We start from the raw sequence: 13,247 nt of genomic DNA, 5'->3' as shown, positions 1-13,247 counted from the left end.
AAAATCAAACAGATTTATTTTGTTAATACATTCTAAAAAACCAATGGTTGATTACTTCTAAAGATATTACACATAAATATGGACTTGACTTCCACGTGCAACATAAAGCCTCTGAATGTTGCAAGAGAAGGCGCACGTGCAATATAAAGACTCTGAATGTTGCAAGAGAAGGCGCACGTGCAATATAAAGACTCTGAATGTTGCAAGACGAGGTCCACGTGCAATATAACCAATCTACTACTCGCGCTTATTGTTTATGAAGGATAAGAAGAGAGTAGATACTCTAGGCAAACATGTACGAACAAAATTGAAGTTTATATAAAAATAATATCTCATTTCTAACTGAATAAATCAGTAAAGTGAGGACTTATTTATTTTGAGTTAGGATTTATTTTCCAAGCTCCTATTTTATTTTATCAGCTATATTTAGCCGTTTTATGCCTTTTCGACTTATATTTGTCACAACTAATGACGATATAAACGTTTTCATAACGTCTTAACACAAACTTTACATTAGGTTTATTTGTAATTAATAAAGTAATTGTAAAGTGAAGATGTAATAAAGATTAAGGGTGTAATTAATAGGAGGATTTGACATGAAAAAATGGCAATTGATTGGAACTACAACTGCATTAAGTTCTGCACTATTATTAGGTGCTTGTGGAGGCGCAGCAGAAAAATCTAGTTCAGGAGAAAGCAAATCTTCTGGAGACGATAAATTAAGTGGTGAAGTTAAAGGTGATGGTTCTTCAACAGTAGCACCTGTAATGGAAAAAATAAATGAAGAATTCTCAAAGGATCAGCCTGATGTGTCAGTATCAATCGGGGTTTCGGGAACTGGTGGAGGATTTGAAAAATTTATCGCTGGTGAAACAGACTTTTCGAATGCATCTCGAGAAATTAAAGATGAAGAAAAAGAGAAACTTAAAAAAGAAAACATAGAATATACAGAATTTAAAGTAGCTCAAGATGGTTTAACAGTAGCAGTTAATAAAGAAAATGATTTTGTAGACGAATTGAGTAAAGATGAACTAGCAAAAATTTATAATGGTGAAGCTAAAACTTGGAAAGATGTAAATTCTAAATTCCCAGATAAAAAAATAAAAGCTTTTTCACCAGACCAATCTCACGGTACTTACGATTTCTTTAGTGAAGAAGTATTAGATGAGAAAGATTTAAAATCAGAAAAAAATGCTGATACAAACGTTATTGTTAAATCAGTGCAAGATAACAAAGATTCAATCGGGTTCTTTGGATATAACTTCTATCAAGAAAATAAAGATTCATTAAAAGCAGTGAAAATTAAAGACGATAAAGATAAAGCAATAGCACCAGAAGAAAAAACAATAAATGATAATTCTTATCCTTTAAGTAGACCATTGTTTGTATACGCTAAAAATAAATCACTAGAAGAAAATGATGCATTCCACGGATTTATGGAATATGTAATTGAACATTCTAAGAAAGCATCTAAAGATGCAGGATATGTTCCACTTAAAGATGAAGAATATGACAAAGATAAAGAAACATTAGAAAAGTTTAAAAAATAATTAAAAATCAATCAAAGCTAAGGGCGTCTTAATGTCGCCCTTTTTCAAAATGAAGGAGTCAATTGTATGAAAGAACAAACTTCTGTTCAAGAATTAATAAAGAAAAATAATAATAATAAAGGAAAAGTATTTGCTGATAAAGCAGTTCCAATTGTATTGCTACTTATTGCCTCTGTTTCAGTACTTACAACTATCGGGATATTATTTACACTTTTAACTGAGACAGTAACTTTCTTTACAAGAGTAAATCCAATGGAATTCCTACTATCAAAAGAATGGGCACCGTTTTCTTCTGATCCTAAATACGGAATTTTCTCTCTAATTCTCGGTACTTTAAAAGTAACTGCAGTTGCAACAGTCTTTGCTGTACCAGTTGGATTAGGAGCAGCACTGTATTTAAGTGAGTATGCATCGGATAAATCAAGAAGAATTATTAAGCCGATTTTAGAAATTTTAGCGGGTATACCAACTATTGTTTATGGTTTCTTTGCTTTAACTTTTGTTACACCAATATTAAGAAGCGTTTTCCCAGAATTAGGCAGCTTTAACTCAATTAGTCCAGGTTTAGTCGTGGGGGTCATGATTATACCAATGATTACAAGTATGAGTGAAGATGCTATGAGTTCAGTACCTGATTCTATTAAAGAGGGTGCATTAGGTTTAGGAGCTACTAAATTTGAACTTGCTACAAAAATAGTGTTTCCTGCAGCGTTATCAGGCATCATTGCTTCAATTGTATTAGCGATTTCTAGAGCAATTGGGGAAACAATGATTGTTTCACTAGCAGCTGGTAGCACACCGGATTCATCATTTAGTTTAATAGGTTCTATACAAACCATGACAGGGTTTATTGTTCAAGTTGCAACTGGTGACGCAACATATGGTTCTGATATTTATTACAGTATATATGCGGTTGGTTTCACATTGTTCTTATTCACATTTATTATGAACATCATTTCTCAGTGGGTAACGAAGCGCTTTAGAGAGGAGTATTAATATGTCAAATACAAATTTAGTAGATCAATCAATAGTTCGCAAAAAATTACCTACTAGGCTAATGAAAAATAAAGTTATTAAAAGTGTATTTTTAATTTGTACACTAATAGGTTTAGTCGTATTAGCTATTTTGTTATTTGATATATTTAGAAAAGGAATGACACATCTTAATGTGGATTTCTTTACTAATTTCTCATCTACGACACCAAGCAGTGCAGGTATTAAAGGTGCGTTAATTGGTACACTTTGGTTAATGATGACGATTGCACCAATATCAATCATTCTTGGAGTAGGAACAGCTATATACATGGTGGAATATGCTAAAGAAAATTGGTTCACAAAATTCATTAGAGTGAACATCTCTAACTTAGCAGGTGTACCATCAGTAGTCTTTGGTTTATTAGGGCTAACAATATTTGTTCGAGGCGCAGGATTTGAGAATTTATCATTAGGGAAATCGGTAATAGCAGCAGCACTAACGATGTCTTTAATGATATTGCCAATTATCATTGTAGCTAGTCAAGAAGCGCTAAAATCAGTGCCTTCGTCTATTAGAGAAGCTTCTTTAGGCTTAGGCAGTACTAAGTGGCAAACAATTAAAAATGTTGTATTGCCAGCTTCTATACCAGGAATATTAACTGGTACCATATTAGCTTTATCGAGAGCGTTAGGAGAAACTGCTCCATTAGTAGTAATCGGTATACCAGCCATATTAATGAAAACACCAAATAGTATATTTGATTCATTCCAGGCCTTACCAATGCAAATATACAACTGGGCTAAACTGCCACAAGCTGAATTTCAATTGGTCTCATCAGCGGCAATTATTGTATTGTTAATCATACTCATAATAATGAACTCAATAGCTATATATATTAGAAATAAATATCAACGTAAACTTTAAATCAAAATGAAGAGGGGTCATAATGATGACAGACGTTAAAATAAGAGAGTTATCTCAAAATGCTACATCAAATGAAAACTTAGAAAATAAAAAGATTATAGAACAAGAAAAAAATATTGTATACAAAACAAACAATTTAGATTTATGGTATGGTGATTTCCATGCTTTAAAAAATATAAATTTAGATATTGCTGAAAATGAAGTTACAGCAATTATAGGACCATCTGGTTGTGGTAAATCAACTTATATCAAAACGTTAAATCGTATGATTGAATTAATTCCAAGTGTAAAAACATCTGGAGAAATTATTTATAGAGATAAAAATATTTTTGATAAGAAATATAGTGTTGAAGAATTAAGAACGAATGTTGGTATGGTGTTCCAAAAGCCAAATCCATTCCCTAAATCAATATATGATAACATAACTTATGGACCTAGAATTCATGGTATTACAGATAAAAAAATTCTCGATGAAATTGTAGAACGTTCTTTAAAAGGCGCTGCAATTTGGGACGAGTGTAAAGATAAATTAGATCAAAATGCTTACAGTTTATCTGGGGGACAACAGCAAAGAATTTGTATTGCACGTTGTTTAGCAATAGAACCTGATGTTATTTTAATGGATGAACCTACATCGGCTTTAGATCCAATATCAACTCTTAAAGTTGAAGAGTTAGTACAAGACTTAAAATCAAAATACTCTATCATTATTGTTACACATAACATGCAACAAGCAGCTAGAATTTCTGATAAAACAGCTTTCTTCTTAAATGGATACGTAAATGAATTTGATAACACTGACAAAATCTTTTCTAATCCGGCTGACAAACAAACTGAAGATTACATTTCAGGGAGATTTGGTTAATATGGTTATAAGAGAAAAGTACGAAGGCGAACTGAAAGCACTTATAGAAGATTTATTTGAATTAGGTAAAGAAGTATATAATATGATAGAACAGTCTGTGTCAGTGTTAAGCGATGAAGATAAAAAAAACGCTAGAGCACTTATTGCTTATGATAGTAAAATTAATAAAATGGAATATGATATTAATGAAAAAGTAGTAATGTTAATTACAAAACAACAACCAATGGCTACAGATTTGCGCGTTATGATTTCTGCACTTAAAATTGCTTCTGAACTAGAAAGAATGGCGGACAACTCAACGAACATTGCACAAATTAGGAAGCGTGTTATTATTACTGATTATTTTATTCTTACAAGATTAAAAACAATGGGTAAATTAGCGATGTTAATGTTAAAAGATTTAGAAAATGCAATTCGAAATAAAGATATATTATTAATCAAAGAGATTATTGAAAGAGATACAGATATTGATGATTTGTATAGAGAAATTAGTAATACAACTTATTTAATAGATGATGATCCATTTATTTCGACTCAAGCACATTTAGCTGCAAGGTATTTAGAAAGAATAGGCGACCATATAAAAAATATAAGTGAAAGTTGTTATTACTATATAACAGGTGAACACTATGAATCTATTGAAAAATAATACTGGAATTCTGTAACCATAGATGGTATTATAAAAAGGTCGTATATTAATTGAAATAAGAACAGGAGGGTTCATCATGCGCGTAAACGTAACTTTAGCATGTACTGATTGTGGTGAAAGAAACTACATCTCTAAAAAGAATAAACGTAATAACCCAGAGCGAATCGAAATGAAAAAATATTGTGCTCGCGACGGTAAACACACTCTTCATAGAGAAACTAAATAATAAAACGAATGAAAACACATGGCTATTTTATAGTTATGTGTTTTTTATTTTTATATAATGAAAATGAATTTATAAGGTGCAACAACTACCTTACCCTGTATTTCTTATGTTATTATTAAAGGTGTCTAACGTGGTTTTAAATAATTTGTTTAGGAAGTGTAGAAGACCATGACTACTAAAAAATTACTTAGAAAAAAAGTACTTCAAGAAATGAAAGAACAAACTAAAGCTCAAAAATTAACTTTTGATGAAGACTTATATGAACAATTATTTAAACATGATTATTTTATACAAGCTAAATCTGTAGCAATTGTTTTGAGCATGGACCATGAAGTGAATACGGATCCTATTATCGAAGAATTGCTTAAATTAAATAAAGAAGTTTATGTACCGACGACAAATTACTTAACAAAAGAAATGAAGTTTCAGCGATTATACGATATGAATTCTATATCATTCGATTCAAAAGGAATAAGATTTATTACTAAAGAAACGGAAATAAGTGATGATATCGATTTAATTATTGTACCTGGTGTTGTATTTCGTCATGATGGTTATCGGATTGGTTATGGTGGAGGATATTTTGACAAATATCTTGCGGATTATACTGGTTCAACTTTAAGTTTAGTATATCCAATACAAATTCATGGTTTTGATATAGAAAGTCATGATGTACCAGTACAAGAATTATTATTACCAAGAGAAGTATATGGAGAAAAATAAATGGAAAAATTAAAAAGAATGTGGAAGTCAATTTATTATTTAGTGTACACAGAAGGTTATACAATATTATCAATTGATGAGGATAATGACGAAATTTGGCTGACTCATGAAGCTAAAAAAACAGTTAAACGATTTATACATAAAACACCAACTCATCAAGAAGTGGACTTTGACTTTAAAAAAGTCACAGACCATCTTAGTAATTTAATAGAGTTTATAGGGTTTAGTTTTGAACAGTTAGATGTATTTTATATATCTGATAAAGAGATGGACTTAACAGAGTTTAAGCAAACTAGTCGTCCTAAAATTAAATACTATGTTATTAATGAAATTAAAGATTTTGAGAAAGTAACATCACATGTAGTGACAAAACATCAAATTAAACGTAATAAATTAATGTCTGTTACAACATATAAAAATAAATTATTAAACGCTAGTTTTATAGATAAATTTATGTTGAAATTTTCACCAGTAACATATTTTTTAATCGCAATTAATGTCATTGTATGGTTATCAATAGTTCTAGTGTTTAAGCGAGATTCACAAATTAGCTTAATAGATTATGGAGGACTCGTTCATTTCAATGTGGTGCACGGCGAATGGTATAGATTGTTTACCTCCATGTTTTTACATGCAGACATCACACATTTACTGATGAATATGTTCTCGTTAATCGTATTTGGTAAATTGATAGAAGGAGCCATAGGTTCTATAAAGATGGGGACGATATACTTAATTTCCGGTTTATTCGCTGGCATCGTTTCTTTAAGTATTGATACAACTTCTATTTCGATTGGTGCTAGTGGCGCAATATTCGGGTTAATTGGTGCGTTTATCGTTTATCTATTTACTAAAAGTAATATTAATAAACAATTTGTTTTACAAACATTTATAGGTATTTTGATTATTTCATTATTTACGTTATTCATAAATAATGTTAACCATTTTGCTCATTTAGGTGGATTTATCGGTGGTGCTATCATTATGTATTGCATTCAAAAATGGATGGACAATGATAAGCGTAAATGGTTATATTTCATTGGATTTTTCGTATTAACTATTATTCTCATAATCATAATTTTTAATAGGCAACAACATTATATTTATGATGAATTAACGAAAGATGCTATGAATCAAGGGAATTTTAATAGCGCTGAAAAGATGATTACTCATATAAAAAATAAGCACTTTGAGTCAGATGAAACATATATACTTAGCGGTCTAATTAAAGCTAATGATAAGTCATTAGACGAGGCTATACTAGAATGGGAAAAAGGATTAAAAGCTTTTCCAGACTCAGCAGATTTAAATTATCAACTCGCATTAGGTTATCGTGCAAAAGATGATTACGATAAAGCAGAGAAATTTAATAACAAAGCGATAAAATTAAATGGAAATAATAAAAATTACAGTGCTTTGAAAAAAGAAATCGCAGCATTTAGGAGTTAAAGATGAATAATTTATATGATGTACAACAATTGTTGAAAAAATTTGGTTATATAATATATTTTAAAAATGAAGATGATCAATTAGAAATGATGGAGCAAGAAATTAAAGATTTATACAAATCGATGTTAATTTCGAAGGAAACATTTTTACAAGCAAGATTAATTATAAATCAGAGAAGGATTGAAAATAAATGACATATATACTATCAGCTGATATTGGCGGAACTACTTGTAAATTAGGGATTTTCGATGAAAAATTAGACATAGTTGAAAAATGGGAAATAGCGACTAATAAAGCAGGGGAAGGAATATTAGAGAATATCTCCGATTCTTTCAACGTACATTTAAAAAAACATGATATTACTTTATCAGATGTACTTGGAATGGGAATTGGAGTACCTGGGCCAATAGATTTTGATAATGGCATAGTTCATGGAGCGGTAAATTTAAATTGGACAGGTAAAATTGAAGTTAGAAAAATCATGCAACAATATTTTGATGGCCCAATTTATGTAGATAATGATGCTAATGTAGCTGCTTTAGGAGAGAAGTTTAAAGGTGGCGGACAAAACGAAAGTGATGTTGTTTGCATCACATTAGGAACTGGTGTTGGAGGCGGAATCGTCTCTAACGATGAATTAGTTCATGGACATAATGGTTCGGGAGCTGAAATTGGGCATTTCGTAGTAGATCATGAAAAAAGGTTCCGATGTAATTGTGGTATGAAAGGTTGCTTAGAAACTGTAGCTTCTGCTACTGGTGTTATTAATTTAGTACACCATTATTATTCAAATATGAGTGTTAAATCTAGTATCCACGACTTAATCACAACTAAAAATGTTTCAGCAAAAGATGTTTTTGATGCAGCAAAAATAGGAGACGAGTTTAGTTTATTTATAATTGATAAAGTTGCTAATTATATTGCGTATGCGGCAAGTATTATGAGTGTCATGAGTAACCCTAAATATATTATAATTGGGGGAGGCGTTAGTAAAGCCGGTGATATTTTAATTGAATATATCAAAGAGCATTATGAAAAAATGACGTTTAAGCCTGCTAAAGAAGACACAGAAATTGTTGTTGCGAGTTTAGGTAATGATGCAGGGATTATTGGTGCAGCAGGATTGATTAAAACATATGTAATAGATAAGGAGAATGCATAATGGCAATTGTAGATGTCGTAGTAATTCCAGTCGGGACTGAAGGACCAAGTGTAAGTGAGTATATCGCTGATATTCAATTAATTTTGGAAAAACATAAAGAAGCTGGTAAAATAGATTTTCAATTAACACCAATGAACACATTAATTGAAGGTGACTTAAAAGATTTATTAGAAGTTGTACAAGAGATTCATGAAAGTCCATTTAATAAAGGACTAGATAGAGTTTGTACAAATATTAGGATTGATGATAGAAGAGACAAATCGAGAAAAATGAATGAAAAATTAGATTCAGTACAAAGACATTTAGACAAATAAAAAAAGACGAGTTTTAACTCGTCTTTCTTTAATGACTTAATATTGGATATCCATAAGTGAATATTGTAGCAAGTGAAAAGAAACCAAATGCTACTACTGTAATCGCACCAAAAAGAATGCCTAAAACATTTTTGTTTTTGAATGCTGAAATTAAACCGAATATTCCGAGTATAAATACCGCTAGCATTAACAATGAGAAAATATTAACACCGATATGTATCTTTACTCCGAATAATTCAAATAGTTCCCCTGTGTCGATAAATGGCATTCCATTACCCCCAATACATTTTTCTTTTATTATCATATTAATTGTATAATTAATATTGTGTTTTGTCGAGATACTTTTTACAAGAGGAGGAAAGAAAATGAAAGTCCATAGTTATTCTTTAGGAATAGTTGAAACAAATTGTTATATAATTGAAGGTGAAAGTGAACTATTAGTTATCGATCCAGGTGATAACGGTGAATTTATAAATGAACGTATAAAAAAATTTAATAAAAAATTAGCTGCCATATTATTAACACATGCACACTTTGACCATATTGGTGGAATAGATGCAGTGGTCAACAAGCAGGGCGTTGAAGTTTATGTTCATAACGAAGAAAAATCTTGGTTAACTGATACTGTAAAAAATGGTTCTAAAAAGTTTGAAGCATATCAGTTACCTCAAGTAGTACAAAAAACAATACCAACAGTGATTGATGAAGGACATCATGTTATAGGTGAGTTTGAGTTTGAAGCTCTGCATACACCTGGTCATTCACCAGGTAGTTTAACGTTTGTATTTGATGACTTTGCAATCGTTGGAGATACACTGTTTAAAGGTGGAATAGGTAGAACAGATTTATATAAAGGAGATACTCAAACTTTATTAAATTCTATTGAAGATAAACTTCTATCTTTAAATCCAGATACAACCGTGTTCCCTGGCCATGGTCCAGATACTACAATAGAACAAGAAGAAATGAGCAATCCTTATTTAAATGGTTTTAGTTAAAGCTATAAAAAACACCAATTCGTTAAATAACGAATTGGTGTTTTTAGGTTGAGATGAACTTCTATTAACCATGATGTCCGAAACTTGGCTCTAGTAAGAATGTTGAATAATATGTAAATCCAACAAAGCATACAACTAAATATAGTGCGAATATATACATATACATTCTTTCTGTTAATTTTAAGTATCCCAACAATACGAAAAATCCTGTTTGAGCTACGAAGAAATAAGCCATCATGTTCATACCGCCAACATAAAACATTGTAGCAAATATAGCAGTCCAGAAGCCTAGAGTTTTAAAAACTTTATCCATCTTCTTATGAACCCCCTCTGTGTTTACTTTCTTAGTCACTTACAATTATAAAGTTACTATGTGTAAAAGTAAATAGGCATTACTACAAAATATAAAGTATATAGTAAGTAAAACAAGGTTTTCATTACGTTTATATATATTAGGAGGCGATTATGGAAACTTTATTTAAGACAATTATCAAAGATGCTATTATTTTGAAAGCAACTGACATTCATTTTATTCCAGTGAAAGAGGATCGGGTTAAAGTTCAGTTGAGGATAAGTGGTAAGAACACGATTTATGATTGTGATATTAATAACGCTTTATATAACCGTTTATTAATTTATATGAAGTTTATTGCTCATCTAGATGTAAGTGAAAGGAATAAAGCTCAAAGTGGTCAATATATATTTGATGACATATATAAATATTATTTAAGAATATCCACTTTACCTTTAAGTCTAGGAATTGAGTCTTGCTCAATTAGGTTAACACCTAAATATTTCGAAGAATATATTGACCATAATATTGATGACAATTATAAAATGATTAAAGAAGAAATGTTTAATTCCGAAGGCTTATTTTTGTTCACAGGACCAACCGGTTCGGGTAAATCGACGATTATGTACCAATTTTTATATGACTTACAACAAATTAAAGATAAACATATTATTACGATTGAAGACCCAGTTGAACAAGTTTTAGATGGTGTAGTACAAGTTTCTGTAAATGAAAAAGCAAACATAAATTATCATAATTCTTTTAAAGCCATTTTAAGATGTGATCCAGATGTTGTCATGATAGGAGAAATTAGAGATGAAGAAACAGCCAAGCAAGTTTAAGTGGTCATTTAATATTATCTACAATGCATGCGAAAGATAATTTAGGGGCTATTTATAGACTTTTAGAACTTGGAATATCTAAAGAGCAAATAAAACAAGGTATCGCATGTATAGCCAATCAAAGACTTTTAAATGACCAATTAGGAAATAGATATAGACAAATGACTTATATATTTAGTCATGAAATTAATCTATATTTAGAAAATAAATCATGATGAAGAAAGGCAATATATTAAAGAAAGACCAAATACTATTTTTAACACGCTTATCAGATATGTTAAAGCAAGGTTTCACATTAATGGAATCAGTACAATTACTAACAGATCAATTTTCGCAATTATCAAGGTTACGTATTAAGGAAAAGCTTATTGAAATAGTAAAAAATACTGGTCAACTTCATGAAGTTGTTTCATTTTTAAATTATCCTCAAGTTATTATCACTCAAATTTATTTTGGTGAACAATATGGCAATATGATTGATTCTATAGATCACTCAATTTTGTATTTAAAAAAGATAGAACAAGTGAAACAAAAATTTATAAAAACGATTCAATATCCAACACTTTTATTTTTTATATTTTTCATGTTACTAACCGCAGTTAATCACACAATTATCCCTCAATTCAATGAAATTTATCAATCAATGAACATAAATGTCTCTACCTCATTAAAAGTATTATCTACAATATTTTCTTACTTACCAACTTCGTTATTAATTATATTTTTAATCGCAATTCTCACATTGTTATTAGGTTATTTTTTCTATATAGGTATAGAAGTATCAAAGAAAATCTATTTTTTTAATAAAATTCCTATTTTGAATCAATATATTTCGATGTATCGCTCATATAGATTATCTAGAGACTTTTCATTTTTTATTCAAAATGGTATACCGCTTCATAAAATAATTGAAATTTATATTATGCAGACTAAAGACGATGTATTAAAATATATCGGATTATTTATTCAACAATCGATGAAATCAGGAGACTCCTTACCTCAAGCGATTAATAACTTGAATTGTTTTGATAGTACTCTGATTCAATATATTACACATGGAGAACATAAATCTAAATTAGACTTAGAATTATATTATTTTAGTGTATATATGCTTGAGAAACTAGAAAAATCTATTATCAAACATTTAAAGTGGGTACAACCTATCGTCTTTGGAACTTTGGCATTCCTAATCGTCACATTATATTTAATTATTATTTTACCAATGCTACAAATGGTTGATGGCATTAAATGAAAGGATGAAATAAATGAAAAATATAAAGTTTTTTAAAAAAGAAGAAGGCTTCACGTTGATTGAGATGTTAATCGTATTATTAATTATAAGTATTTTACTTATAATTATAATCCCTAACATAAGCAAGCAGTCTGAAACCGTGAAAAGTACTGGTTGTCAGGCACAAGTTAAAATGGTTGCTGGCCAGGTAGAAGCATATACATTAAAACACGATGCTAAGCCAAATTCAATTAATGATTTAGTAAGTGATGGGTTCATAAAAGAGAATCAATTGACTTGTAAATCTGGTCAGAACATTGTTTTAAATAACGGAGAAGTAGTAGCTCAATAATGAATAATAAAGGCTTCACGTTAATAGAAATGGTAATTGTGTTGAGTATTCTAAGTATTATTGTTCTCATAACAATACACATTTCAATTAATTCTGTAGATAAATTTGGTTTAACAAGTGGCATTAATGATTTTGAAACAAAATTAGAATATTTAGAAACCAAATCTTTATCAACTAAACAACCTATACTTGTATGGTTTAAACCAAATTCAACCAAAATACAATATCAAATTAATAACGGAAATATACATTCAATTAATCTATATAAAGGAAAAATATCTAAAGATAATAAATTCACTACATTAGTTTACGATGGAGAAGGTAATATCAATCAATTTGGAACATTAAAACTAGAGTTTAATAATAAACGTTATCTTGTCATATTTCGTATTGAAAAAGGGAGGTATAGAATTGTTGAAGAAAAATAATGGTTATGTATTTATAGATTTAATGTTATCTATATTTATTATCGTATTGTTAGGAGGCACTTTATTACCGATAGTTCATACATTAAATAAACATATACAAAGTGAACAGAAACAAATTAAGCTTTATCAAATTCTATATCAATCAGTACAATCCAAACAAATAAAGTACGATACTACTAAAATAAAATTAAGTCATTTGAATGACAAAGTATGCTTGGAAGACGTGTATAGTTATGAAAAAGTTTGTGTTCAGAAATAACAAAGGG

At 29.8% G+C, this 13,247-nt stretch carries 18 protein-coding genes and 1 pseudogene; 17 read left to right on the top strand and 2 right to left on the bottom strand.

What is annotated here, in order from left to right; genetic code table 11:
* Positions 1–596 precede the first annotated feature (596 nt).
* From LQ615_RS12420 to LQ615_RS12370, 11 genes are all read left to right on the top strand, one after another.
* Positions 597–1,550 carry a PstS family phosphate ABC transporter substrate-binding protein gene (locus LQ615_RS12420; protein ID WP_017000221.1) on the top strand — a complete coding sequence of 318 codons (954 nt, stop codon included), beginning with the start codon at positions 597–599 and terminating at the stop codon, positions 1,548–1,550.
* Positions 1,551–1,616: 66 nt separating this feature from the next.
* Positions 1,617–2,546, top strand: a complete 930-nt coding sequence (gene pstC, locus LQ615_RS12415) for a phosphate ABC transporter permease subunit PstC (protein ID WP_017000222.1) — start codon at positions 1,617–1,619, stop codon at positions 2,544–2,546.
* 1 nt (position 2,547) lies between these two features.
* Positions 2,548–3,450, top strand: coding sequence for a phosphate ABC transporter permease PstA (pstA, locus tag LQ615_RS12410; protein ID WP_064211047.1), 903 nt, complete (start codon positions 2,548–2,550; stop codon positions 3,448–3,450).
* A gap of 22 nt (positions 3,451–3,472) precedes the next feature.
* Positions 3,473–4,315, top strand: coding sequence for a phosphate ABC transporter ATP-binding protein PstB (gene pstB / locus LQ615_RS12405; protein ID WP_017000224.1), 843 nt, complete (start codon positions 3,473–3,475; stop codon positions 4,313–4,315).
* Position 4,316: 1 nt separating this feature from the next.
* Positions 4,317–4,964 (top strand): phosphate signaling complex protein PhoU, encoded by a 648-nt coding sequence (gene phoU / locus LQ615_RS12400; protein WP_064211048.1) that lies wholly within the window; start codon positions 4,317–4,319, stop codon positions 4,962–4,964.
* Positions 4,965–5,040: 76 nt separating this feature from the next.
* Positions 5,041–5,190 (top strand): 50S ribosomal protein L33, encoded by a 150-nt coding sequence (gene rpmG, locus LQ615_RS12395; protein ID WP_016911879.1) that lies wholly within the window; start codon positions 5,041–5,043, stop codon positions 5,188–5,190.
* A 168-nt stretch (positions 5,191–5,358) separates the two neighbouring features.
* Complete coding sequence (locus tag LQ615_RS12390; RefSeq protein ID WP_064204534.1) at positions 5,359–5,913, top strand: 5-formyltetrahydrofolate cyclo-ligase; 555 nt, start codon at positions 5,359–5,361, stop codon at positions 5,911–5,913.
* Entirely contained in the window at positions 5,914–7,362 is a 1,449-nt protein-coding gene (locus LQ615_RS12385; RefSeq protein WP_239704132.1) for a rhomboid family intramembrane serine protease, read from the top strand.
* 2 nt (positions 7,363–7,364) lie between these two features.
* Positions 7,365–7,556, top strand: coding sequence for a YqgQ family protein (locus LQ615_RS12380; protein ID WP_017000229.1), 192 nt, complete (start codon positions 7,365–7,367; stop codon positions 7,554–7,556).
* Entirely contained in the window at positions 7,553–8,524 is a 972-nt protein-coding gene (locus LQ615_RS12375) for an ROK family glucokinase (RefSeq protein WP_017000230.1), read from the top strand. The genes LQ615_RS12380 and LQ615_RS12375 overlap by 4 nt, the downstream gene beginning before the upstream one ends.
* Positions 8,524–8,838 (top strand): MTH1187 family thiamine-binding protein, encoded by a 315-nt coding sequence (locus LQ615_RS12370; protein WP_017000231.1) that lies wholly within the window; start codon positions 8,524–8,526, stop codon positions 8,836–8,838. The genes LQ615_RS12375 and LQ615_RS12370 overlap by 1 nt, the downstream gene beginning before the upstream one ends.
* A 28-nt stretch (positions 8,839–8,866) precedes the next feature.
* On the opposite strand, the gene LQ615_RS12365 is transcribed toward LQ615_RS12370, so the two are convergent.
* On the bottom strand, positions 8,867–9,106 hold the full coding sequence (locus tag LQ615_RS12365; RefSeq protein ID WP_017000232.1) for a DUF2759 domain-containing protein: 240 nt from the start codon (positions 9,104–9,106) through the stop codon (positions 8,867–8,869).
* A 97-nt stretch (positions 9,107–9,203) separates the two neighbouring features.
* Between LQ615_RS12365 and LQ615_RS12360 the strand changes: the two genes are divergently transcribed.
* Positions 9,204–9,836 carry an MBL fold metallo-hydrolase gene (locus LQ615_RS12360; RefSeq protein WP_017000233.1) on the top strand — a complete coding sequence of 211 codons (633 nt, stop codon included), beginning with the start codon at positions 9,204–9,206 and terminating at the stop codon, positions 9,834–9,836.
* 64 nt (positions 9,837–9,900) lie between these two features.
* Here LQ615_RS12360 and LQ615_RS12355 read toward each other — a convergent pair whose 3' ends face one another.
* On the bottom strand, positions 9,901–10,149 hold the full coding sequence (locus LQ615_RS12355) for a DUF2626 family protein (RefSeq protein ID WP_017000234.1): 249 nt from the start codon (positions 10,147–10,149) through the stop codon (positions 9,901–9,903).
* 152 nt (positions 10,150–10,301) lie between these two features.
* On the opposite strand from LQ615_RS12355, the pseudogene LQ615_RS12350 reads away from it, so the two are divergent.
* From LQ615_RS12350 to comGE, 5 genes and pseudogenes are all read left to right on the top strand, one after another.
* Positions 10,302–11,185, top strand: a pseudogene (locus LQ615_RS12350) (ATPase, T2SS/T4P/T4SS family).
* Entirely contained in the window at positions 11,182–12,222 is a 1,041-nt protein-coding gene (gene comGB / locus LQ615_RS12345) for a competence type IV pilus assembly protein ComGB (RefSeq protein WP_228064610.1), read from the top strand. Before LQ615_RS12350 ends, comGB begins: the two are co-directional and overlap by 4 nt.
* 13 nt (positions 12,223–12,235) lie before the next feature.
* Positions 12,236–12,553, top strand: coding sequence for a competence type IV pilus major pilin ComGC (gene comGC / locus LQ615_RS12340; protein ID WP_070045385.1), 318 nt, complete (start codon positions 12,236–12,238; stop codon positions 12,551–12,553).
* Positions 12,553–12,981, top strand: a complete 429-nt coding sequence (comGD, locus tag LQ615_RS12335) for a competence type IV pilus minor pilin ComGD (protein WP_064211052.1) — start codon at positions 12,553–12,555, stop codon at positions 12,979–12,981. Before comGC ends, comGD begins: the two co-directional genes overlap by 1 nt.
* Positions 12,965–13,240, top strand: a complete 276-nt coding sequence (gene comGE / locus LQ615_RS12330; RefSeq protein ID WP_017000240.1) for a competence type IV pilus minor pilin ComGE — start codon at positions 12,965–12,967, stop codon at positions 13,238–13,240. The genes comGD and comGE overlap by 17 nt, the downstream gene beginning before the upstream one ends.
* The last annotated feature ends 7 nt before the right edge of the window (positions 13,241–13,247 follow it).

Origin of the sequence: Mammaliicoccus sp. C-M13 (genome assembly GCF_022386845.1) — a bacterium.
In the GTDB taxonomy this organism is placed as follows: domain Bacteria; phylum Bacillota; class Bacilli; order Staphylococcales; family Staphylococcaceae; genus Mammaliicoccus; species Mammaliicoccus lentus.
The sequence above is the reverse complement of the archived record's forward strand: the minus strand, read 5'-3'. Positions and strand labels throughout refer to the sequence as shown.

Coding starts and splice junctions, on each gene's coding strand:
- comGD (WP_064211052.1), top strand. CDS start 12,553: ATGAATAATAAAGGCTTCACGTTAATAGAAATGGTAATTGTGTTGAGT.
- pstA (WP_064211047.1), top strand. CDS start 2,548: ATGTCAAATACAAATTTAGTAGATCAATCAATAGTTCGCAAAAAATTA.
- LQ615_RS12390 (WP_064204534.1), top strand. CDS start 5,359: ATGACTACTAAAAAATTACTTAGAAAAAAAGTACTTCAAGAAATGAAA.
- comGC (WP_070045385.1), top strand. CDS start 12,236: ATGAAAAATATAAAGTTTTTTAAAAAAGAAGAAGGCTTCACGTTGATT.
- rpmG (WP_016911879.1), top strand. CDS start 5,041: ATGCGCGTAAACGTAACTTTAGCATGTACTGATTGTGGTGAAAGAAAC.
- LQ615_RS12370 (WP_017000231.1), top strand. CDS start 8,524: ATGGCAATTGTAGATGTCGTAGTAATTCCAGTCGGGACTGAAGGACCA.
- pstB (WP_017000224.1), top strand. CDS start 3,473: ATGATGACAGACGTTAAAATAAGAGAGTTATCTCAAAATGCTACATCA.
- LQ615_RS12360 (WP_017000233.1), top strand. CDS start 9,204: ATGAAAGTCCATAGTTATTCTTTAGGAATAGTTGAAACAAATTGTTAT.
- phoU (WP_064211048.1), top strand. CDS start 4,317: ATGGTTATAAGAGAAAAGTACGAAGGCGAACTGAAAGCACTTATAGAA.
- LQ615_RS12385 (WP_239704132.1), top strand. CDS start 5,914: ATGGAAAAATTAAAAAGAATGTGGAAGTCAATTTATTATTTAGTGTAC.
- LQ615_RS12375 (WP_017000230.1), top strand. CDS start 7,553: ATGACATATATACTATCAGCTGATATTGGCGGAACTACTTGTAAATTA.
- LQ615_RS12380 (WP_017000229.1), top strand. CDS start 7,365: ATGAATAATTTATATGATGTACAACAATTGTTGAAAAAATTTGGTTAT.
- LQ615_RS12355 (WP_017000234.1), bottom strand. CDS start 10,149: ATGGATAAAGTTTTTAAAACTCTAGGCTTCTGGACTGCTATATTTGCT.
- comGB (WP_228064610.1), top strand. CDS start 11,182: ATGATGAAGAAAGGCAATATATTAAAGAAAGACCAAATACTATTTTTA.
- LQ615_RS12420 (WP_017000221.1), top strand. CDS start 597: ATGAAAAAATGGCAATTGATTGGAACTACAACTGCATTAAGTTCTGCA.
- pstC (WP_017000222.1), top strand. CDS start 1,617: ATGAAAGAACAAACTTCTGTTCAAGAATTAATAAAGAAAAATAATAAT.
- LQ615_RS12365 (WP_017000232.1), bottom strand. CDS start 9,106: ATGCCATTTATCGACACAGGGGAACTATTTGAATTATTCGGAGTAAAG.